16 protein-coding genes are annotated in these 25,410 nt (G+C 46.4%); 11 read left to right on the plus strand and 5 right to left on the minus strand.

Features of this window, described 5'->3' with window-relative positions; all coding sequences use genetic code 11:
- The first annotated feature begins 47 nt into the window (after positions 1-47).
- From RIB93_RS17050 to RIB93_RS17070, 5 genes are all read left to right on the plus strand, one after another.
- On the plus strand, positions 48-3,044 hold the full coding sequence (locus tag RIB93_RS17050) for a DUF3769 domain-containing protein (protein ID WP_446373917.1): 2,997 nt from the start codon (positions 48-50) through the stop codon (positions 3,042-3,044).
- Between the two features lie 394 nt (positions 3,045-3,438).
- Positions 3,439-4,677 (plus strand): RNA-guided endonuclease InsQ/TnpB family protein, encoded by a 1,239-nt coding sequence (locus RIB93_RS17055; protein WP_446373935.1) that lies wholly within the window; start codon positions 3,439-3,441, stop codon positions 4,675-4,677.
- Between the two features lie 55 nt (positions 4,678-4,732).
- On the plus strand, positions 4,733-6,442 hold the full coding sequence (locus RIB93_RS17060) for a SpoIIE family protein phosphatase (RefSeq protein WP_446373918.1): 1,710 nt from the start codon (positions 4,733-4,735) through the stop codon (positions 6,440-6,442).
- Positions 6,443-6,445: 3 nt separating this feature from the next.
- The gene (locus RIB93_RS17065) at positions 6,446-6,871 is read left to right on the plus strand and encodes an ATP-binding protein (RefSeq protein ID WP_044205155.1); all 426 of its coding nucleotides are present in this window, start codon (positions 6,446-6,448) and stop codon (positions 6,869-6,871) included.
- A gap of 277 nt (positions 6,872-7,148) precedes the next feature.
- Entirely contained in the window at positions 7,149-7,580 is a 432-nt protein-coding gene (locus RIB93_RS17070; protein WP_446373919.1) for a hypothetical protein, read from the plus strand.
- A 38-nt stretch (positions 7,581-7,618) separates the two neighbouring features.
- Here the strand turns inward: RIB93_RS17070 and RIB93_RS17075 are convergent, their stop codons facing one another.
- Complete coding sequence (locus RIB93_RS17075) at positions 7,619-7,999, minus strand: ketosteroid isomerase family protein (protein WP_446373920.1); 381 nt, start codon at positions 7,997-7,999, stop codon at positions 7,619-7,621.
- 60 nt (positions 8,000-8,059) lie between these two features.
- Here RIB93_RS17075 and queG point away from each other — a divergent pair, with 60 nt between their 5' ends.
- The 6 genes from queG (at position 8,060) to RIB93_RS17105 (ending at position 19,303) form a co-directional block, all read left to right on the plus strand.
- Positions 8,060-9,016: a tRNA epoxyqueuosine(34) reductase QueG gene (queG, locus tag RIB93_RS17080; RefSeq protein WP_446373921.1), complete on the plus strand. Its 957-nt coding sequence runs from the start codon at positions 8,060-8,062 to the stop codon at positions 9,014-9,016.
- A gap of 158 nt (positions 9,017-9,174) precedes the next feature.
- The gene (locus tag RIB93_RS17085) at positions 9,175-10,305 is read left to right on the plus strand and encodes a hypothetical protein (RefSeq protein WP_446373922.1); all 1,131 of its coding nucleotides are present in this window, start codon (positions 9,175-9,177) and stop codon (positions 10,303-10,305) included.
- 71 nt (positions 10,306-10,376) lie between these two features.
- Positions 10,377-13,388, plus strand: coding sequence for a two-partner secretion domain-containing protein (locus RIB93_RS17090; RefSeq protein ID WP_446373923.1), 3,012 nt, complete (start codon positions 10,377-10,379; stop codon positions 13,386-13,388).
- Between the two features lie 310 nt (positions 13,389-13,698).
- On the plus strand, positions 13,699-16,530 hold the full coding sequence (locus RIB93_RS17095) for a CHAT domain-containing protein (protein WP_446373924.1): 2,832 nt from the start codon (positions 13,699-13,701) through the stop codon (positions 16,528-16,530).
- A gap of 554 nt (positions 16,531-17,084) precedes the next feature.
- The gene (locus RIB93_RS17100) at positions 17,085-17,852 is read left to right on the plus strand and encodes a DUF928 domain-containing protein (protein ID WP_446373925.1); all 768 of its coding nucleotides are present in this window, start codon (positions 17,085-17,087) and stop codon (positions 17,850-17,852) included.
- Positions 17,853-18,073: 221 nt separating this feature from the next.
- Positions 18,074-19,303, plus strand: coding sequence for a class I SAM-dependent methyltransferase (locus RIB93_RS17105; protein WP_446373926.1), 1,230 nt, complete (start codon positions 18,074-18,076; stop codon positions 19,301-19,303).
- A 407-nt stretch (positions 19,304-19,710) separates the two neighbouring features.
- On the opposite strand, the gene hisB is transcribed toward RIB93_RS17105, so the two are convergent.
- From hisB to RIB93_RS17125, 4 genes are all read right to left on the minus strand, one after another.
- The gene (gene hisB / locus RIB93_RS17110; protein ID WP_446373927.1) at positions 19,711-20,355 is read right to left on the minus strand and encodes an imidazoleglycerol-phosphate dehydratase HisB; all 645 of its coding nucleotides are present in this window, start codon (positions 20,353-20,355) and stop codon (positions 19,711-19,713) included.
- Positions 20,356-20,680: 325 nt separating this feature from the next.
- Positions 20,681-21,205 carry a hypothetical protein gene (locus RIB93_RS17115; RefSeq protein WP_446373928.1) on the minus strand — a complete coding sequence of 175 codons (525 nt, stop codon included), beginning with the start codon at positions 21,203-21,205 and terminating at the stop codon, positions 20,681-20,683.
- Positions 21,206-21,414: 209 nt separating this feature from the next.
- Positions 21,415-22,194 carry an ABC transporter permease gene (locus tag RIB93_RS17120; protein ID WP_446373929.1) on the minus strand — a complete coding sequence of 260 codons (780 nt, stop codon included), beginning with the start codon at positions 22,192-22,194 and terminating at the stop codon, positions 21,415-21,417.
- Between the two features lie 1,072 nt (positions 22,195-23,266).
- A complete protein-coding gene (locus tag RIB93_RS17125) occupies positions 23,267-24,898 on the minus strand; it encodes a tetratricopeptide repeat protein (protein WP_446373930.1) in 1,632 nt (543 codons plus the stop codon).
- Positions 24,899-25,410 lie beyond the last annotated feature (512 nt).

The following is a 25,410-nucleotide window of genomic DNA, read 5'->3' on the forward strand; positions in this document are numbered from 1 at the left end:
AAGGGGATACGCTTCGGATTTGTTCCTTCGACCGTTATTGTTGAAAAATGCCCCAACCCGTTCAGCCGCCTGAAACTCCTGCCATTATTCAATCGTTAACGACTGAGGACGCGGTTGCTCCCCTTTCGTCCTCTCGTCTGAGTTCAGTACCGACTCGCCTCCCCCAGCAAACGCCAAAGGGATTGGCGACACCAACCCCACCCGAAACGTTACCGCCAGAGTTTTCATCAGATATAGCATCTTCACAGGCTGCCCGGCTAGGACGGTCAGTTTCTGCCCGTTATTCTGCCCAAGAGAACCCAGGAACAGAGGTGTCACAGAGCAGAGATGCCAAGACGAGTTTAGCGGCTCATGATTTGCCGTCAAACCGCACCGGAGACTCCCGCGATCGCACGCCGCCACCCCCAATATCAAGTCCGGTGGAATCCTCAAAGTTAAGTGGAAACAATGCAGAGGCTCCCAGTCAAAGGCTTCAAGGAAATGAGGTAAAAGGACATGAGGACTTTTTAGACGCACAGGATAAGATACCTGCTCACCGCTCAATAAATACGGCTAATCCACCTCAACAAAAGTTGGTCACCACCTGCGAACCAGCAGGCGAGCAGAGGAGCAATGTAGAGACGTGCCATGGCACGTCTGGGAGCAAGCTAGCAGAAGAGATGGGAACGGCGGCAGATTTGCAGCCCTGTTGCACAAGTCAAACGGCAAATGCCCAGTCTGACCCGATCTCAACTACACTAGATCCGTCATTGACTATAGGTCAACAACCAAGGACTAATGACCAAAGAAAAGCCGAAGAGAGTTATAAGGCAGAAGGCAGAAGGCAGAGGGCAGAAAGGATTGATTCCGATGCTTTGAGCACGAACTTAACCTCTGAGACAACGAATGCGAACCCGGTAGGTTTCTCTGCCGTAACCCTGGAACTCTCAAACGTTGAACGTATCATCACTCAAGAGCGGGGAGGTGAGATGAGAGAGTTTGAATTTACACCTCCCCCATCCGATCCTCCAACATTACCTAACCCAGCGATAGTCCCTGCACCGGATCTTCATCAGCGACAGCCGCGATCGCAAACCTCCGAGCCAACCCCTGATGCTTCCGCCTCAGAAGATACTGAACCTGCGGCTCCCGGTCCGATCACAGGGGTGCTGGAACTCACCGCCGATCAACAGGAATATGATCAACAACGACAGGTAATTACCGCCCAAGGCGATGTCCTGTTGCGGTTTCGCGGCGCTTTGCTGGAAGCGGATCGCGTCCAAGTTAACCTACCGAATCGGATTTTGGTGGCGGAGGATAATGTGGTGTTGACGCGAGGGGAACAAGTGTTACGAGGTCAACGCTTTGAGTATTCCTTTGTCCAGGATAGCGGCGTAATTTTTGATGCCAGTGGGGAATTATATGTCCCAACATCAGGTTCAGATTTGACAATTTTACCGTCTCCTGCTGATCCGAATGCTCCCGAAGAACAACGACCAATTAGCGATCGCGTTCTCAGCAATCAACCCCTGCAAGATATAACCAATCCAGGTTTTTACTCCTTCTTTCTCGGCGGAAGCTTCGGCACAACCACTACGGGAAATTTCTCGAATGTCGTTTCGGGTGCGCCACAGGCTGCAGGAACAATCAACCGATTCCGCTATGAAGCCGATCGCATTGACTTTGAAGGTTCAGAAGCGATCGCTCAAAATGTGCGGATCACCAATGACCCCTTTTCCCCACCTGAACTAGAATTACGAGCACAAACAGCTCGATTTCGCCGGATTTCGCCCTTAGTAGATGAAATCGTTGCTACTCGTCCCCGGTTGGTATTTGACCAAGGGTTATCCGTACCCACATTTCGCAATCGGGTGGTAATTGATCGTCGGGAACGGGAACCGGGTTTACTTCAGTTTGGCTTCGATGATGATGATCGTGGCGGTTTATTTATTGAGCGATCCTTTAATATTGTCAATACTCCAGGGGTACGATTTAAAGTCACCCCCCAATACTTTCTCCAGAGAGCCGTCCTTGGTGAAAGAAACCCCAATACCGCAGACAAAGATGATAATGGTCTTTTAAACCCCTCCTCCTTCGGTCTCAAAGCCCGACTAGATGCCACCTTCACCCCCCGAACCACCCTACGGGCTTCAGCCACCTTCACCAGCCTTGATCCCAATGAATTGGACGAAGAACTCAGAGCCAGTGTGAGACTCCAACAGGTTATCGGTACGGGTTTACCCCATAACTTGAATCTGGAATATAGCTTTCGCGATCGCCTGTTTAATGGTTCCTTGGGCTTTCAAACCGTGCAGCAGAGTCTGGGAGCGGTGATCACATCCCCAGTAATTCGCTTAGGGGACACAGGGATCAATCTTACCTATCAAGCAGGGATTCAGGCAATTAACGCTAGGACAGATCGACAAGACTTGCTACCTCCCCCTCCACGAGAGAATAACCGCATCGACTTGACGCGCTATCAAGCCAGTGCATCGTTGAGCCGAAGTTTCACACTCTGGCGAGGTGAGGCTTTGCCCTTAACTCCCACCGAAGGATTACGATATACACCCAGACCTGTAGTTCCTTTTTTGGCAGTGCGGGGAGTAGTCACCGGGGTGGCTAGCGCCTATAGTAGTGGCGATACCCAGGAATCCCTCAGTGGTACAGTTGGGCTTGTAGGTCAGCTTGGGCATTTTTCCCGACCCTATCTCGACTACACTCGATTTAACCTCAGCTACACTCAGGTTGCACGGGGTAACTTATCCCCATTTCGGTTTGACCGAGTGGCTGATAGAATTGTGCTTTCTGCTGGCATCACCCAACAAATCTACGGTCCGTTTCTGGCTGGTTTTCAGACCTCTTTCAATTTGGACACGGGTGAGGAAATCAGTACGGATTTATTCTTGGAGTACAGCCGTCGCACGTACAGTATTCTCCTACGCTACAATCCAGTTCAGGAGTTAGGTTCAATTAGCTTACGAATTAATGATTTTAATTGGAATGGAAACCCAGGACTGTTTGACGGTTCTGCCATTCGCCCAGTCGTACAGGGGGTAACTCGCTAAAGGTCATTTGTCATTCGTCATTTGTCAGGGAATAGGGAATAGGCAATAGGCAATAGGGAATAGGCAATAGGCAATAGGCAATAGGCAATAGGTAAGGTAGAGTTTTGAGTTAACTTCCCCCGCTCCCCCCGCTCCCCCAGCTCCCCTAGCTCCCCTAGCTCCCCCATCTGAGTAGCAACCCCATTGCCCCAGAAGAAGGTTAAGCTAGGGAAAAAAGGCAATCTCAATAGCTGGCTCGGTGCAGAGCGCGGACTCTTGGTAAAATCAATGGCTGATTTCTTCCCCTGAAAAAATAGATATGGTATGATGATAAATTTTATTAGCAAAAATAATTTCCAATCTTCCGGAGAAGCTTACCTTAAATAGTATATTCTGGTAAGAAAAGGTGAAAACAATGCGACATCAAGCCGTCAAAGTGAGGCTATACCCGACAACTGAACAACAAGTGATACTAGCTCAACACTTTGGCTGTAGCCGTTGGTGGTGGAATTATGCGCTTAATTTGTGCATTGAAACCTACCAGTTAACGGGCAAAGGCTTGAACCGTTCTGCATTGAATGCACTTTTACCTAAACTAAAGAGACAGGAAGAAACGTTCTGGTTATCTGGGTGTTATTCTCAGGTGTTACAGGCTACTACGCTCAATCTGGTGACTGCCTATAAGAACTTTTTCGATGGTAGAGCCAAATACCCAAGGTTCAAGGCTAAAAAGAATAGGCAGTCCATACAGTATCCTCAATCAGTCGAGGTTGCAGGTGATTGCCTCAAATTTCCGGGTCGCGTTGGCGTAGTCAAGGCTAAATTACACCGACCCATAGAAGGAACAATCAAGACGGTAACGGTGAGCATGACGCCATCAGGGAAGTATTTTGCGTCCGTCTTGACCGAGGTAGAAGGGGATAACCCACCTGTTAGCACCGATGGCAAAGTAGCTGGGATTGATCTAGGGCTGAAGGATTTTGCCATTGTTAACGATGGGGTCAAGACCTCTAAGTTTGCCAACCCTAAGCACCTAGCCAAACATGAGCGCAACCTCAAGCGGAAGCAACGGAAATTAGATAGAAAGGAGAAGGGAAGCAAGTCAACAGATAAAGCCAGGAAACTGGTGGCTAGGGTTCACGAGCGAGTTAGTAATGTCCGTCAAGACTACCTGCATAAGCTATCCAGAAAGCTTGTTGACGAAAACCAAGTCATCGTAGTCGAAAGTCTAAATACCAAAGGCATGGTTCGTAACCACAAACTAGCTGCATCTATTTCTGATGTTGGCTGGGGTATGTTTGTCAACTTCTTATCTTACAAGCTCGAAAAAGAAGGTAAGGTACTGGTGGAAATTGACCGATGGTTCCCTAGCTCAAAACTCTGCTCAAACTGCCATTATCAAGTTGATGAGATGCCTTTAGAGGTTAGGTCATGGACTTGCCCTAGCTGTGGCACTCACCACGATAGAGACGGTAACGCTTCAGCAAATATCAGGGCGGAAGGCATCAGAATGCTTCGACAGGCTCAGCAACATTTATCGGTCTCAGGGACTGGGACTGCTGCTGATGGAGGGGATGTGAGACCGAAGCTTGGGCGTAAATCCAAGCTGACGCAATCCCCTGTGAGATCAGAAGCTCAGGCTTCTACGAAGTAAGCCTGAGTAGTTCACCTTATTGTTTCTAACTCAAGCAGAGACCGGAGTACACAGAATGAGTCAGGCAGATAAACTCAAATTATTGATAGTGGACGATGAGCCTGACAATTTAGATTTATTATATAGAACCTTCCGACGAGAGTTTCGGGTTTATAAAGCGGATGGGGCGATGAGCGCTCTGAGCATTTTGGATGAACAGGGAGAAATGGCGATCATTATCTCTGATCAACGGATGCCCGTGATGAATGGTACAGAATTATTAGGGAAAACAGTTGATCGCTTCCCGGATACAATTCGGATTCTGTTAACGGGCTATACCGATGTTGAAGATTTAGTCGAAGCCATTAACTCCGGCAAAGTTTTTAAGTATATTACCAAACCCTGGAATCCGGAAAGTCTGAAAGTCATCGTTCAACAAGCAGCCGATACGTACCGAGTTCTCAAACAAAGAACTAATGAACTGAGTCGCGCTTTACGCCGCGAAGAACTCTTTAATGTCGTGACAACAGCCATTCGTGAGTCGCTAGACTATGGCAGTATGTTGCAAACCGTTGTCACCACAATTGGTCAAACCTTCGAGGCGACGAGTTGTATCCTGCAACCTGTCGATGGTAATCACCTGATTTCAGACTCATATTCTTACCAAGCTAAGTCAACAAAAGATTCTGAATCGTTACCTGATGTTGAACCGATTGTGCAGAATGTGTTGGAAAACTGGAAAACCCAGCTTATTCAACAGCTCAGTGATGGTAATCATTCGGTGCATCTAGTTGTTCCTCTGATCTGGCAACAACAGCTATTGGGCGTGTTATCCCTTTATAAACAACAGTGTGATCAGCCTTGGATGTCAGAGGATATTAAACTCATCGAAGCTGTCGCTGAACAGGCAGCGTTAGCCATTTCTCAGGCAAAACTCTACCAACGCACTCAATTACAAGCCGAACAGATGCGGGCTGAATTGGAGGTAGCTCGCCAGATTCAAAATAATTTGTTGCGCCAAAGTTTACCTGAGGTGGAAGGGGTCAGAGTTCAAGCCCACTGTTATCCCGCACGAGAAGTTGGCGGTGATTTTTTTGAAGTCTACCTGCATCCTCAAGGCGATGTTTGGCTGGCGGTTGGTGATGTGTCGGGAAAGGGAGTGCCTGCGGCTTTATTTATGGCAAGTGCGATTTCTATCTTGCGCCGAGAATTGGCTCAAGAAATCTCTCCCGAACCGGAGGTAGTGATGCGAAACCTGAACAGCATTATGTCAGATGATCTGTTCAGTACTAACTGTTTTATCACGATGGTACTAGCGCGGTATACGCCAACCTCGCGACAGCTTGTCTATGCGAATGCGGGTCACATCTATCCGTTGGTTTGGGCGCATCATTTAGTTGTTCAGCAACAATCTGCACCGGAATCATCTGTAACTGTAGAACCGGATTATCTACAAACTCGGGGGATTCCCCTGGGTATTCTTCCGGAGTGGAAAGCCAAAGCCGGAACGTTGACGTTACATTCAGGGGATGTTGTGCTGCTGATCAGTGATGGGATTACAGAAGCAACGGTTAAGGACAAGGACGTAAAACACGACACCCATTCTCAAAACTCTAAAAATAGTAAATCCTTGACGAATTCAATGTTGGGGACATCGGGTCTTTGGCAACTTCTGCTTCATGAGCCAGCTCCCTTTAATTTACCCCATTTATTAGTTCATATCCGCGAGGAGACGAATAATGTTCAGGAAGATGACCAAACAATTCTCTCAATGGAGGTTCTATAGTTGATGAAAACGGAGCTGCATGTACCAAGTGACTTGAAGTTTTTGACGATTGTCGAAAGCTGGTTACTGGGAAGTTTGGAAGTAGCGTTAGGAGATTCAGTGGATTGGCAACATCAATCGAGTCGGTTAAGACTGGCGTTAGTTGAAGCCTATTCCAATGTGGTGCGTCATGCTCATCGAGATCAACCCAATTTACCGATTTTGATTCGCTTGGAACTCAAAGAGCGGGACATTGCTTTGGAAATTTGGGATCACGGCAAAGGGTATGACATCACCAACTATAATCAACCCTCTCCAGAGGCGAAACAGGAAAGCGGATATGGTTGGCTGATTATGCAAAAGCTGATGGATCGAGTCGAGTATCGCTTGCAGATCAATGGTCGTAATTGTCTGAAGATGGAGACGAGCTTACCTAAGGCTGACGAATGATTAGATAATTGTATCCCATTTCCGGAACGTCTGTAGTATAATGTCCGAGACTACGGAAATTGTTACGAGATATTACAAAAGCAGTCATGATCCTAATTAAATCTATAAGCTTTGTTAAATTTACTTGATATAGATATCTGAATCTATAGGATTTTAAATAAGTCAAGCCGAAAGAGCGACTTGACTATCTGTCTGTTAAGGATGCCCTTGTTTCGAGGACTGGTGAGCCTCCGAAACCAAGAGCTAGCTGTTAAGTTTAGTGCAACCCATCATTCCTATGACACAGCCGTTTATCTTGTCTCCCCGCTACCGATTGGATGATGATTCTCCATGGTTAGAAGGAATTGATCCATCACGCCACTATTGGATTACCATCAATGGAGATCCGGATATCCAGGTCGCGATTCCAGGATTAACGGTGTCATCACTCAAGGAATGGAAGCAAATATTATGGCGGTTCCGAAGTCTTCAATCGGGCGATCGCATGGAACTGCGGCGAATTGCCAACACCTCAACCATTCAGTGTATCAGCGCCAATTGCTACGCGATCGCAACCAAGATTGATGGTGCGGCTGTCTGGCATTTGTTTGATCAAGAAGCATTAGAAAGTTTGTTAATGACAGCTCATCCCGATTGGCTTTGTGCGCCTAGAGATATTGAGTTGGGGCGTCAGTTGCTCGCTCGTTCCTGGGAACAAGTGGCGGCTTAGTTGTCATTAGTCATTTGTCATTTGTCATTTGTCATTCGTCATCGTCTTAAGCTGAGGAGTTCTTGAGGCGAGGCTAACAGCTTAATTCTGGCGAAACTAATCCTTTGTTCGGGATTGAGAATAAATATCCAGCCCACATTGACACTAAATAGTGGTGTCTGTACTCTGCCCTTGACTTGAATTTGAGTATCCTCGTTTTCTTGGGGTTCCACACTTCCAGTTTTGGGCGATAGTTGCATGTCAATGGCTTCAGCCTTTAGGTAGGTTGCGATCGCCTTTTGCCCTTGGATGGGTTCCTCAAACGGTGGCTGCATCACACCGTTATCAGTAAACAATGCGGCGGTTGCGTCATAATCCCCAGCATTCATTGTTTCAAAGTAACGCAAAATCACGGACTGGGTAATGCCCTCTATAGTCATTTCAGGTTGTTAGTCGGGATAACTTTCATTCATCATAGAGAAACTTGCCAAAGTATGCCTATGATGACAAAGGACAAAGGACAAAGGACCAATGACAAAAGCAATCAAATTAAGCAAAAAGCGCGATCGCTCGGATTTCATCACTGTGGTATTGCAGCGGTAGACGGGAATGCTGACGAGCAAGCCACTCAACATCTGAAAACTTGGTTGGCTCAGGGCTATCATGCTGACATGGATTGGATGCAGAATCCGCGCCGCTTAGATATCCATACCTGTATGCCAGGGGTTAAATCCGTTATTTCCGTTGCCCTCAACTATTACACCCCTCACCAACGCCCTCAAGGAAACGAGTACGCGAAGATATCCCGTTATGCTTGGGGACGAGATTATCATAAGGTGATGCACAAAAAACTCAAAGCCTTGACCCACTGGCTACAAGCCCAAGGAGAAGGAATCAAAGCTCGTTACTACGTAGACACCGGTCCGGTGCAGGATAAAGTGTGGGCAGAACGTGCTGGAATTGGTTGGATCGCAAAAAATGGTAATCTAATTACGCGAGAGTATGGGAGTTGGGTGTTTTTAGGGGCAATTTTAACCAACTTATCTCTGACACCCGATACTCCCCATACCCAGCATTGCGGAACCTGTACCCGTTGCCTGGAGGCTTGTCCGACCGGAGCAATTGTTAAACCTTTTGTCGTAGATGCCAATCGTTGTATTGCTTATCATACAATTGAAAACCGAGCCGAGGAACTTCCCTCATCCATTACCCCCCATTTAGAGGGTTGGGTAGCAGGGTGTGATATCTGCCAGGATGTTTGTCCTTGGAACCAACGCTTTGCTCAACCAACAGATGTAGCCGACTTTGAACCCTATCCTGGGAATGTCGCTCCCACCTTAGCGGAACTGGCGACACTTTCAGATCACCAATGGCATCAACGATTTCCGGCATCAGCGTTGCGACGTATCAAACCTCAGATGTGGCGACGCAATGCCCAAGCCAATCAACAGAAGTAGACCCACAATATCGCCATTGGACTTAAAATCGTACAGAATTTTGATAAAAAGATGAGAATTTTTTCTCAGATCGGTAATTTGATTGCTAATCTAAGCGATAGGAAATGCTTTAGAGCATCTTAATATAGAGAATTCTATAGCCATCAGAGCGAGCCATTATGTCTCAGGATATCAATACTCACGACAAGGCAAACAAGCCATCAACCACCTCCACTGCGCTCCAGTCTTGGTCAGCCGAAGCCGATGCAGATAAGTTAATGGATGATTTATTTGCAGATCTTGACCGCATCTTGGAAGGGAGTAGCAAATTACCAACTGAACCGACTAAGCCAGACTATGTATCTTTAAAGTCGATTGTGATTCCCCCCATCACTGCGCCACCTGCTGTGATACCGACTCAAGACTTGGTGGAACATCCCTCTGAGACGAACCAAGACTCGTCTGAAACCCAGTCTTCAGAAACGAAAGGAACCAAGAGTAGCCGTTCCCATTCCAAAAAATCTGGTTGGTCTGTGGATAGATTTTTATGGGTAATGGCTCTAATTTCAGTGGGTCTAACTGCACTGTTGCTACTGATTACTCAAAAACAACGGTTTGCACCCTGGTTGCCCAACTTTACTGGCTCACCGTCTACTGACACCCAACTCCCCTCAGAAGCCGATTACAAGTTTGGAGAGTATGCTTTGGAGGCGCTAGAAGCTATTGACCGTAAAGCTGAAGCCAGACAACAAGCTGGAATGGCAGGTGGTGGAACAGGTAATCCTAATCTACCGCCAGGTGCGACTAACTCTTCCGGTGCGATCAATCGTCCCATGGGTGCTAATCCACCGGGTACAATTTTGGAAAGAATATACTATCCAGTTTATCCCCCCCAGAGTTCCTGGATACCCCCTGTACCCCCTGCGAATTCCTCAGTCGCACCTCCGCCAGCCCCAGCGCCTTCACCGGCTGCTAATCCACCTACACCCACACCCCCTCCTCCTCAAGTCACAGCTCAAACACCGCCAGCACCACCCCCAACAGTTGCTCCGACTTCACCTACAGCATCAGCATCGCCAACGCCACCAGCACCGCCACCCCCGCCTCCTGTCAACCATACTCTGGTGGGAGTGCTAGAGTCAGAGCAACTTTCTGCTGCCTTATTTGAAATTGATGGGATTACTCAGCGGATTAACATTGGTGAAGCCATTGGCACAAGTGGCTGGATGTTAGTTGAAGTGAACAACGGAGAAGCTATTATTCGACGGAATGGAGAAGTTCGCTCTGTTTACACAGGGCAGACATTCTAAACAAGCAATAAGTCCTACCATCTGCCGAAAGGAAGATGCTATCGTAGCAAAATGCGGCGATAACTTGTTTAGTGTTACGTAAATATAAGGTAGCGGTGGCACGAAACCTGAATCAAAAAAGCCTCGATCGCGTTAGCGTCCTGCGAATGGCATTGACCGCGACAAGCCTATTGGGATGCTGGATTGGCATTGTTTTAACTCAGCCTGCGATCGCGCAAATTATTCCTGATGCTACTTTGGGTAGTGAAACGTCGGAATTGACACCGGGCGATAACCCAATAGACATTCTGATTCAAGGTGGCGCTCAACGGGATTCTCACCTATTCCACAGCTTTGAACAATTCAATGTGGAAAATGGACAACGAGTTGATTTCGCTAATCCTGGCGGGATTGAAACCATTTTCACTCGCGTCACTGGTGAAAACAGTCCAACGAATATTCTGGGAACCTTAGGCGTCGATGGAGCCGCGAACCTGATTCTACTGAATCCCAATGGTATCTTTTTTGGTGAAAATGCTCAATTAAACGTGTCCGGTGCATTTCGCGCCACGACAGCAGATAGCGTTATTTTTAAGAATGGGCTAGAGTTCAGCGCCACAAATCCTCAACCCCCGTCTCCTTTACTCACCATTAACGTTCCCATTGGCTTGCAATTTGGAGCCAATCCCGGCACGATTGTCAATCAATCCGTCGCCATGATTGGGGATGAAGTCGTGGGTCTAGCGGTGCAACCTGGTCAAACTTTATCCTTAATTGGTGGAGATGTGGAGTTAAAAGCAGGTCATCTAACCGCACCTGGGGGAAAAATTGAACTGGGTTCTGTTTTTGATGGAGAGTGGAACCTCAATTCTCCCCAATCCTCGTTCCTGAACGCTACAAGTTCAACATTAGGAACGATTCAACTGATAGAACAAGCCACCGTCAATGCAAGTGGTGCAGGCGGAGGTGAGATTCTGGTACAAGGACAACAAGTTTCTGTACTGGATGGGTCACAAATTTTATCCATTACTCTAGGATCTCAACCTGGAGCTAATTTAACCATAAACGCTTCTGAGTTAATCGAAGTGGTTGGCGCTTCCCCCACGGGTTTTCCCATCAGTAGCATCAAGGCAAATACAGTCGGTACTGGATCAGGGGGAGATTTAACCATAAACACAGGACAACTTCGGGTGCAGGGTAGAGGCTTAGTCTCTGCGTCAACCTTTGGTGGCGGGACAGGGGGAGATTTGACGATTCGGGCTTCAGAGGCTGTAGAACTGAGTGGTTCTGGATTTGAGAATTTGCAGCAAAACATTATCTTAAGGGCATTAGCTACACCAGAACAATTAGCAGCGTTAGGTGTACCCCCCTTCCAAGTTTCCGATATCGAATTTTTCGGCGGCGGACTTTTAGCGGCGACTCAAGCAAGCAGTTCCCCAGCCGGTCGTTTAACCATCGACACGAATCGGTTAGTGATGCGGAATGGCGCGATCGCCTCTACACCAACCGGGGGTGCAGGGAGAGGGGGAGATGTCTTGGTTAACGCTGCTGAATCCGTGGAAATATCCGGTTCAGCATTTGTTACCGGGGCGTTTCAAAGAACCACAGGCGATGCAGGGAATCTCACCTTGAATACGCAACGCTTATCCCTGAAAAATGGTGGACTCCTGCAAACGATTACTTTTGGTCAAGGGGATGGTGGAAGTTTGCAGGTGAACGCCTCTGAGTCTGTGCAAATGGACAGTACGCCCATTGGCGCTCTTGCTCCCACAGGGATTTTTGCCAACAGTGTCTTTGGTACCGGGACAGGCGGCGACATCACTGTAAATACACGCCGGATGATTATGCGCGAAGGGGCGCAAGTGGGAAATCAGACGGGTGCATTAACCGGATTGGGGTTAATTCCCTTAGGCGGTCCAGCCGGAGATGTGGTTTTAAATGCAACGGATTCGATTGAAATTGACGGTTTATCCCCGGATGGTCGGTTTATTAGTGGTCCGGGAACTACCAGTTTTAGTGGTGCGCCCGCAGGAGATACAAAAGTCTCCACCCGAAATATGATCATTCGCAATGGGGCAAATATTTCAACCACCACCCTGAGTGCGGGAGATGGAGGCACATTGACGGTTAATGTCTCCGATACTCTGGAACTCATCGGTACGGGCATTTCTACCGGGGGAGGAGTCACCGTTGAAATTCCCAGTAGTTTGGTTTCTTCCTCCGGACGGGCTGACTTTCCGGCATTGCAAGCCACGGGGGATGCGGGTGTTTTAAAGGTAAATGCAGGTCAACTTATTATCCGAGATGGGGCAGAAGTTGCCGTGAATAGTCTCGGTTCTGGGAATGCGGGGACATTAGAGATTGTCGCCGATTTGATTGAGTTGAATAATCAGGGAACAATTAATGCGGCGACAGATTCGGGTCAAGGTGGTAACTTATCCCTAAAAACCCAAAACTTGCTGATGATTCAAGAGAGTCAGATTACCACCGATGCAGGAAATACAGATGGGGGTAATATTACCATCATGACCGATACCTTAGTCGCTCTAGAAAATAGCGATATTACCGCGAATGCTCAACAAGGTCGAGGGGGGCGAGTTATTATTATAGCTCAAGGTATTTTTGGCACGGAGTTTCGGAAGAAATTGACACCAGAAAGTGATATTACAGCCACCTCTGAATTGGGACCTGAGTTCAGTGGTATTGTAGATATCGTTATCCAGGGTATTGATCCCTCTCAAGGATTAGTTGATTTCCCCGAAAATTTCACGGATACCAGTACCCTCATTGCCATTGGTTGTGCCGCTGATGAAGGAAATTACTTTGCCCTAACTGGACGTGGTGGCTTACCCGCTAACCCGACTCAACCCCTTGTCAGTGAGACGGTGTGGTCCGATGTACGCAATTTATCGGTGGCGTCTTCTCCAGGGTCTACGGCTAAGACGGAAAACAATTTTCAATTTTCCCGACCGAATTCTCAACCTCAAATTATTGAAGCGCAAGGCTGGATTGTCAATGAAAAAGGTCAAGTTGAATTGGTAGCTAATTTACCAGAAAGTTTCCCTCAAAGTCCTCGATATACACCACAAACTTGTTCACCTTAATTCTGGGTATAATCTCAGATCAAGCAAAAAACCTCTGCGCCCCTCTGCGTGAACCTCTGCGTCCCTCTGCGTTAAAAAAACATAATTTCGATGCGAACTTATATGATATGAAATCAAAATCATACCCTTGAGCGAAGTGTCAATACTGCCAATTAAATCAGGGCGGGTTTTGTACAAAGGTTATGATCAATAGCGAAACATAATTTCCTAAACCCGCCCCTACGTGCCTCAAAACCAGGTTCCTTTGAGCAAAGAATCAACGCTCAACACTCCCTCTGGATACCGTTAACTATCAAAATCAGGTCAAACTATGAAGTGGGCTAGTCAAAATTTTCGGCTAAAGATTCGGTCTAGTTTGAGACGGTATGCTTCCTCTGTGATACGGTTTGGGCTAACCCTGTTTCTCGTCACCACTGTATTACCCGGAATTTCATATCCAGTTGAATCTTTACACGTTAGTGGAGACAAGGTAGAGGACAGAGGGCAGAGGGCAGAAGGGCATATTGCCCAAACCGATAAAATCTTACACCTTGGGGATAACACTAGGCGCTTACAACGCCAACCCCAAAACGCCAAAATTGCCAATTCCCCAACCCCCCTAGAACAAGGGATTGCCGCCTTTGAAGCGGGACGTTTTGCTGATGCAGCACAACTGTGGCAACAAGCCGCCCAAGATTATGAAGCAAAGCGCGATCGCCTAAATCAAGCCCTAAGTTTAAGTTATCTCTCGCTAGCGTATCAAAATTTGGGACAAGTCCAAGACGCAGAACAAGCGATTAGCCAAAGTCTTGATCTGTTGCAGGATCAAAACAATTGGGAATCAGGGGGTTTGGCGATTCTGGGTCAAGCCTTGAATACTCAGGGACGCCTGCAACTCACCAAAGGACAAGCTGAAGCCGCCTTGGACACTTGGAAACAAGCCACCGACGCTTATAGCCGTGCGGGTGATGAAACCGGAAAACTGGGAAGCCAAATTAACCAAGCCCAAGCCCTGCAAACCTTGGGACTCTATCGACGGGCGCAAACGCTCTTAGAACAAGCAAATCAACAACTTCAAGCCAACCCTGACTCCCGCGTCAAAGTTCAAGGATTGCAGAGTTTAGGAATAGCCCTGCAAGAGTTGGGCGATCCCAAAACATCCCAAACCCTGTTAACCCAAAGTTTAGCGATCGCCCAAAAACTGAACCCAACTCCCGATACCAGTGCGATTCTGTTGAGCTTAGGAAATGTGGCGAGAGACTTACAAGAGGATGACAAAGCTTTTGATTACTTTCAGAAAGCGGCTAAAAATGCAACCAATTCGCTGATCCAAATCAAAGCTCAATTGAACCAACTGAGTCTGTTGATCAATACGGAACAAGAGGATGCCGCGATCGCACTATTACCGCAAATCCAAGTTAGTCTCGCCACCCTATCCCCCAGTCGGGCGGCGGTTTATGCTCAGGTAAATTTTGCAGATAGCCTAATGCGGATGAGCCAAGGAGCAGAGGAGCAGGGGAGCAGAGAAGCCGGGGAGCAGGAGCGCCAATTTGTAGGGGCGGGTTTGACCGATAACCTTACCCCAGAAACCGATAACCTCACTAAACCCGCCCTGGTTAGCAATCCCGGAAGCGCTAAAGCGCTGACTACGAACGGCGCGATCGCACAATTGTTAGCCAAAGCCATTCAACAAGCCAGACAGATTCAAGACGCTAAAGCTGAATCCTATGCCATTGGACAATTAGGCAAACTTTACGAACAAAAGCAGCAGTTAGCCGAGGCGCAAAAGCTGACGCAACAGGCGCTGAGTTTGGTTCAGGGAATTAATGCTGGCGATATTGCCTATTTATGGGAATGGCAACTGGGTCGAATTCTGGAAAAGCAGGGCAATATAAAGGATGCCGTCGCCGCTTATACCGTCGCCGTTGAAACCTTGCGATCGCTCCGTAGTGATTTGATTGCCCTGCCCAATTTACAATTTTACTTTCGAGAACGAGTTGAACCCGTCTATCGTCAACTGGTGGGATTACTCATAAAATCTGATCCGTCTCAAAAAAACCTACAAAAAGCCCGTGAGGTGATTGAATCCCTCCAGCTTGCTGAATTAGATAACTTTTTTCGCAATACCTGTATCCAGGCGCAATCCCAACAAATTGATCAGGTTGATCCCACGGCGGCGGTGATTTATCCGATTATTCTGCCAGACCGTTTAGCCGTGATTCTATCATTGCCGGGACAACCCCTGCGCCATTATCAAACCCAATTACCGGAAGCAGAGGTCAACAACGCCTTTGTCCAACTCCGCAAATTCCTAAATCCTGTTCTGTCAAACAAACAACGATTACGCTATTCCCAAGACATTTACGACTGGCTGATTCGACCCATAGAAGCTGAATTAGCCGACAGTGGCGTTAAAACCCTCGTCTTTATCCTGGATGGAGCGTTGCGAAATCTGCCCATGGCAGCCCTTTATGATGGAGAACAGTATCTAATTGAAAAATATAGTGTCGCAGTTAGTCCCGGATTGCAACTGTTAGAACCGCGTGCATTAGACCGAGAACGGCTTCAGGCATTAATTGGTGGACTCAGCGAGGAACGCCAGGGATTTTCTGCCTTACCGGGAGTCGAGTTGGAACTGAGTAAAATCTCGGATCAAGTTCCGTCTGAGATGCTGTTCAATCAGGAGTTTACAAGAAATACACTGAAGCAGGAAATTGGTGCCATTCCTTTCCCAGTGATTCATCTTGCTACCCATGGTCAGTTTAGTTCCGAGGTGGAAGATACGTTTATTTTGACCTGGGAAGGACAAGTTAATGTCAATGATTTGGATCAATTACTGCAAGTTCGAGAACGAGAGGATAGCCAACCGATTGAGTTACTGGTTCTCAGTGCTTGCCAAACCGCAACCGGGGATCAACGAGCCGCCTTGGGATTAGCGGGTGTTGCTGTACGTTCCGGCGCTCGCAGCACTCTGGCAACTCTGTGGTCGGTTCGCGACGAATCAACGGCTCAACTAATGGCTGAGTTTTACCAATCCCTGACTCAAGCTGAAAACAACAAAGCGGAATCTCTGCGTCAGGCACAGCTCTCTATCTTGCAAAATCCTAAGTATGAGCATCCTTATTATTGGGCACCGTTTGTTTTAGTAGGCAATTGGTTATAGAGCGTCGATTCTACAGCACGATGGCGTTTAAGTGAGGTACACCTATTAAGTATTAGGAAAGAATGTAAATTAATTGTACAAATGATTTAGACGCGCTATATTTTTTTACTCTGATTGTAAAATAATGTAAATTAGTGTAAATTAGTGATCTCTATAAACATTACTGTAGATTATGTTACTTAGTAACCTGTGAAAACCTGTAATCATTTTGGCTCGAAAAGAGGGGTTCAATTGTGTCCGACATCCGACATCCGACATCCCATACCCGACACCCGACACCCTGCCTACACCTCAAGTAACTTGTCAACCCAATTGTGACAGATGGCAGCTCAGGTTCATCAAAAATCCCGGAGGGGGATTATCGCAGGGCAGACTTAGATGTATTTTTGTGATCAACCTTACATAGAAAGACTTATTACAACATAAATCTTCTCAATTTTTATTCCTATGGGTTGAGTAAAATCAAGGGGTGAAGACTGGCTATTATAAACGAAATTGTTTAAGATTAATAGTGTCATTCGCCAAGGCATTTACTGTTCAAGAGGATTATGCTCATGACTTGGCAACATTACTACATTTATATAAGCTTCTTTGTCATCAGTCTGGTGTGGAATATCCTGCCGATTGAGGGGCTACCCGTGCAGGCGCAAGAAGTTACGCCGGCTAGAACGTTAGCTAGTCGCTCGATGGTGACGGTAAGCTTCACACCGCCACCAACTGGTGATCCACCCTTACCCAACAATACGGAAGGGGGAGGGACTCGTGATGGCGGATGTCCTCAAGATGCGAAGGCACTTGAGCCAGCGATTACGCCTGTAATGCCCGCGACTCGCCAAGGATTAACCGTTGCAGAGCGCCCGACATTTTTTGTTTACGTCCCTAAAACCACGGCGAAGCAGGCACTCTTTGTGCTTAAGGACGAAAATGAGGATTATTATTACGAAACAACCTTGCCTATGCCCAAACAAGCAGGGATTATCAGTGTAAAGCTCCCTGATGAAGCATCCAAGCTAGAAATGGGTAAAACGTATCATTGGTCGTTTCTGATGATTTGTGGCGCACAAGTTACGCCCGATAGTCCCGGAGTCCAAGGCGTGATTAAACGAATTAAGCCGAATGGAACATTAAATCAGCTAGACGGAGAACCTTTGTTAGAACAGGCTCTCCAGTATGGGGCAAATGGTATTTGGTTTGATACTCTGACAACCCTGGCTCAACTTAGACAATCTAATCCAGAGGATTCCTCCTTTCAAATGGCTTGGGCAGACTTATTGAAATCGGTGGGACTCGATGCGATCGCGACTCAGCCCTTGGTTAATTGATATCAGTTTGTGGGGGCGCTCTTTAATGATTTAAATAATACAGTCCCCTTTCTGAGATTAACGATTGAGACTGGGGCGAGTCGAGACAGGTTAATTCTTACCCTCCACATTTATGCAGCGACTCGCCCCTACAACCCCTGCTTTCCAGACGCTTCTGGATCGCATCTCTACAGGCTTCCCCTGCTTCCCCGAGTCTCTACTCGGTTACCCAATCTGTACTCATGTCATTATCCCCCCAAGATAAATCCTTAAGACACCTAATTGCCGATACAATTGTGGCGACACCAAATCGGCGTATTTCATTTGCCGAATATATGGATTTAGTCCTCTATCATCCCCAACAGGGATATTATGCTACGGGTGCAGTTAATATTGGCTCTGAAGGAGACTTTTTTACCTCGTCCCATCTGGGTCATGATTTTGGTGAGTTACTGGCAGAACAGTTCGCCCAAATCTGGGAGATTCTGGAATACCCCGAACCCTTTACATTGGTGGAAATGGGGGCGGGTCAAGGATTGGTTGCGGCTGATGTTTTGAATTATTTATATCGACAGTATCCAGACTGTTTTGCGGCGTTAGACTATATCATTGTCGAAAAAGCAGCGGGATTGATCAGTAAACAACAGCAAGTTTTAACCCAGTTGAATCTACCGGGTTTACCGTTACGCTGGTGTACCTTTGATGAAATACCAGACAACTCAATCATCGGGTGTTGTTTTTCTAATGAACTCGTGGATGCCTTTCCAGTGCATCAAGTTGTGCTGGAAAAGGGAAAGCTTCGGGAAGTGTATGTGACAACGGTAACGACAGAAGTAGATGAGATTCATTTTGGCGAAGTTACCAATGATAGTTCTACACCTCAGTTAAATGAGTATTTTCAATGGATAGGAATTGATTTATATTCAGGTGCGTATCCAGATGGCTATCGAACTGAAGTGAATTTGGCAGCGTTGGATTGGATGGAGACGATTACCAATAAGCTACAACGAGGATTTTTGCTAACCATTGATTATGGGTATTCTGCCGATCGCTATTATTTACCCGTCCGACATCAGGGAACATTAAAATGCTATTATCGTCACCGCCATCATGATAATCCTTATGTAAATGTTGGGCAACAAGATATTACCGCTCATGTGAATTTTACGGCGTTGGAACGGCAAGGAGAATTGTCTGGATTACAAACCGTAGAATTGACTAAACAAGGGTTGTTTTTAATGGCATTAGGATTAGGCGATCGCATCTCAGCACTGTCAGGATCAGGAAGCCATCAGGGACAAGCGATGGCGGGGGCGCAGGATGTGATTAGAATTATGCAGCGTCGGGATGCTTTACATCAACTGATTAACCCCACGGGATTGGGAGGTTTTGCGGTGCTGGTGCAGTGTAAAGGGTTGAGTCTAGAAAAAGCGCGATCGCTCAAAGGATTAACAGTTCCGCCAATGGCTTAATTTGTTGTATGTCTTTTGTCAAAAGATGTAGGGGCGGGTTTAGGGATTAGATGAGTAAACCCACCTCAACATAAACAACTTGCACCCGCCCTAATCCCCACCTAAATTTATCAATTAACCTCAAACCCGACAACAAAATAAACCTGATTTTCAACCGCGATCGCACGCCAAAGATGTAGGAAAGATGGGGGATTGAGGTGATCAGTTGGGTGATAGGGTGGAGCAGGGCGGGTTTTGTCGAAAGGTTATGGGTTTGTCTGTTAATTTTGCCCCTAAACCCGCCCCTACATTAGATTCACTGCCCCGATATCAGATTTATACAGCGCTTTGCGCTGTAATAAAGAGCGAGATGATATTGTACCATTTTTTAGAAAGTGACAAACGACATAAGACCAATGATTATTAAGTCACAAAACCCCCTTAGAACTGGGAATCATTTCAGCGCGACGCGGATCAATTTCTGTTGCCATACGAACTGATCGCGCAAAGGCTTTAAATGTGGCTTCAATAATATGATGAGAATTAATTCCATCCAGTTGGCGGATGTGCAACGTCATTTGGCTATGGTTCACCAATGCAACAAAGAATTCCCGCACCAGTTGCGTGTCGTAGGTGCCAACCCGTTGAGTCGGAATCTCTAAGCCATAGCTTAAATGAGGACGCCCCGAAAAATCGAGTGCCACTTGGACTAATGCCTCATCCAAGGGTGCGATAAAATGACCAAAGCGGACAATCCCTTTGCGATCGCTTAATGCTTGAGCAAACGCCTGTCCCAGTGTAATGCCCACGTCTTCATTGGTATGGTGATCGTCAATTTCGATATCACCCGTGGCTTTCACGTCTAAATCAATTAACCCATGAGAGGATAGCTGATGCAACATGTGATCCAAAAAGGGGATACCTGTGTCAGCACTACAGATTCCTGTACCATCGAAATTCAGGCTAACCTGTACATCGGTTTCACCCGTGGTACGTCTCACCGTTGCTGTCCGGGCGGCGAATAGAGGATGCTGAGGCTGGGAACTGATATCTGTGCGATCGCTGGTTTGCATAGTCGCTTCTGATCGAGGAGAACACCGTCTATTATTGTCTCACACCTAATCCCATTCACTCATCTCCCCATCTTTGTGATCTTCGGTCATCTTCCAAATCTTCCTCTAGTTATGCAACCAGAACCTGGGAAGCGTGCTACAGTAACCTAGACACTAGCAATAGTGCCAACTTAATGAGAAGGAGAACACAACTATGCCAGATACTCAGGGTTTACTCCAGGCATTTGGTGAAGTCCACGATAATCCCATCTTACAGGAGCAAGGTGTCACCGCTCCTGTTTGTGAAGGGCTTAATATTAGATGATTGGACGACTAAACTGATGTTCTAGCGACTTTGAAAATCATCAATTTGTGTATTTGGCGGTAATGTTGTTGTATCTGAAACTTTCTCAAACACTGTCGCATTATTAAACTCTTCAGGTCGTTCTTCTCCTGGAGTTGTTCCCGCGATTTGCACGAGCATTTGACCTTCGGGAGTCATTTCAAAAATTGTCATGACAGTCGCCCCCCGCGCTAAGTCTATATCCAAACCCATCGGCTTGGTACTGCTTTCTACCTGGTAACGCATTTCTAACGCCTGTTGTGGTTCATCAGCAACGGGTGAGGCAGTCATGAAGAGTTTGCCGTCTGGCGTCAAAATCCAGGTAATCATTTGACCGGGTGCTAATTCCCCTTGCCATGTACCCACCACATCATCAGCCGTGACGTTTTTAGTGGATGCGATCGCCACTTCAGCAACGGCGGGTGATAGCAATGAATGAGAACGGACAGTTAACCCTAAGGTACTCAGAACACCCAAACACAGACCAGAAGCGAGAAGGCGACGGGGGGTAACAAAAGAAAAACTCATACTAGGTGCTGTCTAAACTAGGGCTATCGTAGCATCACTTACAGAAGCAGGGGTGTTGGGGTGCAAATGAAAAAGTTTTGACCCTTCACAACCTTCGAGGGCATGGTTGGTAGGGGTGGGTTTCACTACTATCGTTTCTTGCTTCACCCGGATGTGACTAAACCCGCCCTGACCGTGTGGCAAAATTATTACAAATGACGAATAACCCTTTAAGGAATTTTTAACTGGGCTTGAACATTAAAAAATTGACGATAAATACCCTGAGTCACCAAGATTGTAGTAGTGAGGTTAGTTGTCGCAATCATAAACATGATTAAAATTTGGTAAGATGCCGCATTTAATGGGTCAATACCACTCAGCAGTTGACCTGTAATGATTCCCGGTAATGTGACAATCCCCACCACCATCATTTGATTTAGGGTAGGAATCAATCCGGCGCGGATAGCATCCTTGCGGTATCCCGCCACGGCTTGTTGGGGGGTAGCACCCAAACTCAGGTGTGTTTCAATTTCCAAGCGACTACTGGTAATCGTACTCACCAACCGTTCACCCGCGATCGCAGATCCGTTCATGGCATTGCCCAAAACAATACCACCCAAAGGAATTAGATACTGGGGCTGATACCAGGTGTCCGGTTGAATAATTAGTAGATTGATATAAATCAACGTTAAGGCACTACAGAAGAAAATCGAACCGAATACTACCCAGAATAGTCGGGGAATCTTTTTGCCAATCCGGTTACGGGCGGTAATTGCTGCAATGGTTAGCATTACCAGTAAAACGGCTAAAACTGCCAGGGGGTTATCCAAGGCAAAGACAACCCCCAGAAAAAACCCTACTACCAAAAGCTGTATCACCGTTCGCCCTGTCGCGATCGCTAACGGTAACTCCAATCCTAAACCCTGCCAACTGGATAAACCAATCGCGATCGCCATCATGCCCAATCCCCAAACTAAATCAAAGGGGTCAAGTTGAATAAAAGCGTTCACACCGAGACTCTATCTCCTGTATCACCACCGCCATCATGCACGATAACTATACCACCGCTCAAAAAGCAACCATAAAGCAATAGGTATCTGAACATAAATTCTGTTCCCTGTTCCCTGTTTCCTGTTCCCTGACGAATGACAAATGACGAATGACGAATGACGATCTCTACGCTAGCATTTGCAGGAAGAGTAGGAAAACCAGCGTGGACAATCACATATTCGATTTAGTCATTGGCGGGTTCGCGATCGCTATCTTAGCAGGGGGTCTACTGATGCTATTTAAGGGAATCTTCGCTTTTGGAGATCAAGACAAGCAGTAAACATCGCTTATACCAAAGAAAACCCCCGCTAGTTCCGTCAATCTAGCGGGGGTAAAGCAGGGGGATTAGGGTGCATTCTGATTGGGTTCATCCCCCTTAAACAATAGTATGAACGCCTGATGTTGGTTTTCATGTTGGCGTTAATGTATAACTTTACAGAAAAATGCCTTTTTTTGGCTTCACTCGCCTTAAACGCTTGTCTGTGTTCGACGTTAGCGAGAACCATCGAACTCTTTATCAAATAGCGCTTCGATAAAGGCAAAACAGCCGACTAAGTAAGCCATCAAAATCAGTAGTTCTAACATAGCCACAATCTCCTTGATTCACGCTTCTCTAGATTTAGGTTTTTTTCCTACACTCTCATTCTCCTCTAAGAGTGGGATGCCTACAGTGCTATTGATCTAGAACAGCGGTGATTTGTTTATAGAAAAATGAGTGATGGTGAACAATAATCTATGTGATCAAAGTCCGCCTCTACTATGAGATGTATCACGAGTTACATTAAATAATAGAGTTGGCTCATTCAGGGAAATCAGGAAATGGGTGATTAGAGCGAAGATGTAACGCATTCATGTCACGTCTCTAAAAAGTCGAACCCTAATTTTTTGTAGCTAAGGTTACATTTATTCCGTTCAAGCGACAGAAATAAAGTGGCTCAGTCTGGCAAGGATTGCGAGTTAACATCAGTCGTTGGGATGATTGGTCTTTTTAATTGTGTTTGACCATCAACGGCGATTACACCAACCGACGTGCTAAAGATTATTGGCACATTCCAGCCTAGTTCTTAAACGCTTGCTTGTCGCCAGATCGTCTACGAGTCGCAGCGTTACTAAGGCGCGATCGTATTGTTTGGCTTCGGTATAGTTTTGAGCCAGTTGCAGCCAATAGAGTCGGTGATTTGACTGAGCTATATTAGGATCGGGTATAGGTAAGTTTTCACCACTTGCTTGTAGGTTTTCACCACTTGCTTGTAGAGTTTCGAGCGGTTTCTGGGCTAATGATAAAACTTCAGCCGCTTTTTCCTGTTGACCAATCGCCTGATATAAACCTGCGATCGCAGTCAATATTGATACTTTTTTTAGCAGAGGATGAATCGTGATGTAATCATCAGTGTTCTTAGCAATTTCTGTGGCTTGGGCGAGTAGCGCAGTGGCTTGGTTGTTATCTCCCGACGCCGTGTAATGAAGCGACAGTTGAGTCAGGACAGCCGCTTTGTAGTAAGCATCATTGATGGCTTCTACTATCGTTAATGCGGCGTCATATTGGTCGTTTTTTATATAATTTGCAGCAATTGTACCCAGAAAAGTTTCTCTAGATTCAGTATCTTTTATCGTTGCTACGATATCAGACAATGGTTCACTTGAGCCTCCCTCTACATATTGCTCCGCAATATGTTTTGGGGCAAAAACTTTTCGCTCCATCCCTTTGAAAAAAGGGACTAATTGCAGGGCTTGGCTATAGTCACCTCGTTTTGCCTTTTGGCTGATAATATCAACTAATACATCTTGGTTAGCATCCGGCAAGTTAATCGCTATTTGAGTCGCTTTATCCTCTTGTCCTGTCTGCCAATACTGTTGAGCAATTTTAGCTAATGTATGGCTGTTGATATCGGCAATTTTAGCAGCGCGATCAAGAAGTTCAATCGCTTGATTCTCTTGCCCAAATTTCCGATAGGATTGAGCGATGTTAGTGAGTGCTGACGCTTTAAAATTAGCATCCTCGGCACGGTTAACAATTCCCAGGGCTTGCTCTAGATTACCTAGCTCAGCATAAACTTCAGTGAGAGTGTCGAGGATAGAACCCTGTCTAAAATAATTCAGATCAACAGTTTCTCGTAGTTGCTCAATTTGGGCTACTATATCAGCCGCTTTATCCTTCTGGCTAGCTGCTGTATATTGGCTAGCAATATCCGTTAAAAAAGCAAGTTTTGCTGGCTCGTCTGTAGTTGTTTGAGTAAGTTGTAGAGCCGAATTGAGTAGGGGTGTAGTGGAAGCGAATTCCTCTGCATCTATATAGCCACTAGCCACCTGAAGTAATAATTTGATTTTACTCTGGACATCTTCAACAGTTCGGGCAATTTCTAAGGCTTGTTCTAATACCTCAGAGGCTTTATCTTGATGTCCGGCGGCTGAATATTGATGCGCTACCTTGAGTAACGCCCAGACTTGCGCCTCAGACTCCGGTTTAGAGTAAGCTTCACGCACCCAGCAAACTAGCGGAATTCCTTTATCAGTTGGTTCTTGGTCAAAGGGTTGATTGGCGGTTGGTTCGGATTTCATGGACTGAAAAAAGGGTAAGTTAGCCGTTTTATAAAAATTTGAAGAGCTGACTAAAAATAAGGTTGTCAGATTTGTAATAAATAGGGATAGTAAGGAATTAAACATTAGCAAGGTTATCGAAAAAAACAAATATCCTAATTAGTTAACGCTAGATCAACCAAGTTTGTACGTTGGGTTGACGAAGGAAACCCAACACCATCAAAGACTCGCATCTTTGACTACGAAATCTGATTACACGGATTGTCTAATTAGACGCTGTTGATAGTTCTACGGTAGGAAACTTGCACAAAGGTGTGGGAAAGGGTATGACATTTTTCAGATTGACCCTCTTTAGAGCAATGGTGCATTACGCTACCCTTCGGGAACGCTGCGCGAACACTCTCCTCACGATGGCGACGTGACACAGCTAAAATTGTGGAATAGATTTTACTATTGAATCGGGCGCACGTCTGTGCGCCCCTACAATAGGGCTTGCTGCACAAAGCCGAAACCGCAAAGCCCATCAATGCTTTGAGCCATATTGACAGTGGATAAAGTGCAAGGAAATGGGGTAGCATCCTTCATAAGTATGGCATCACCTTGCTCAGGTAAAATGTACCCTTGCTCCCCCAGCTCCC

This window comes from Coleofasciculus sp. D1-CHI-01, from assembly GCF_040218875.1.
Lineage (GTDB): Bacteria > Cyanobacteriota > Cyanobacteriia > Cyanobacteriales > Coleofasciculaceae > Coleofasciculus.

Excerpts from the sequence above, each read along its gene's own strand:
- RIB93_RS17050 (WP_446373917.1), top strand. The coding sequence starts at position 48 with ATGCCCCAACCCGTTCAGCCGCCTGAAACTCCTGCCATTATTCAATCG.
- RIB93_RS17055 (WP_446373935.1), top strand. The coding sequence starts at position 3,439 with ATGCGACATCAAGCCGTCAAAGTGAGGCTATACCCGACAACTGAACAA.
- RIB93_RS17060 (WP_446373918.1), top strand. The coding sequence starts at position 4,733 with ATGAGTCAGGCAGATAAACTCAAATTATTGATAGTGGACGATGAGCCT.
- RIB93_RS17065 (WP_044205155.1), top strand. The coding sequence starts at position 6,446 with ATGAAAACGGAGCTGCATGTACCAAGTGACTTGAAGTTTTTGACGATT.
- RIB93_RS17070 (WP_446373919.1), top strand. The coding sequence starts at position 7,149 with ATGACACAGCCGTTTATCTTGTCTCCCCGCTACCGATTGGATGATGAT.
- RIB93_RS17075 (WP_446373920.1), bottom strand. The coding sequence starts at position 7,999 with ATGACTATAGAGGGCATTACCCAGTCCGTGATTTTGCGTTACTTTGAA.
- queG (WP_446373921.1), top strand. The coding sequence starts at position 8,060 with ATGATGACAAAGGACAAAGGACAAAGGACCAATGACAAAAGCAATCAA.
- RIB93_RS17085 (WP_446373922.1), top strand. The coding sequence starts at position 9,175 with ATGTCTCAGGATATCAATACTCACGACAAGGCAAACAAGCCATCAACC.
- RIB93_RS17095 (WP_446373924.1), top strand. The coding sequence starts at position 13,699 with ATGAAGTGGGCTAGTCAAAATTTTCGGCTAAAGATTCGGTCTAGTTTG.
- RIB93_RS17100 (WP_446373925.1), top strand. The coding sequence starts at position 17,085 with ATGACTTGGCAACATTACTACATTTATATAAGCTTCTTTGTCATCAGT.
- RIB93_RS17105 (WP_446373926.1), top strand. The coding sequence starts at position 18,074 with ATGTCATTATCCCCCCAAGATAAATCCTTAAGACACCTAATTGCCGAT.
- hisB (WP_446373927.1), bottom strand. The coding sequence starts at position 20,355 with ATGCAAACCAGCGATCGCACAGATATCAGTTCCCAGCCTCAGCATCCT.
- RIB93_RS17115 (WP_446373928.1), bottom strand. The coding sequence starts at position 21,205 with ATGAGTTTTTCTTTTGTTACCCCCCGTCGCCTTCTCGCTTCTGGTCTG.
- RIB93_RS17125 (WP_446373930.1), bottom strand. The coding sequence starts at position 24,898 with ATGTTTAATTCCTTACTATCCCTATTTATTACAAATCTGACAACCTTA.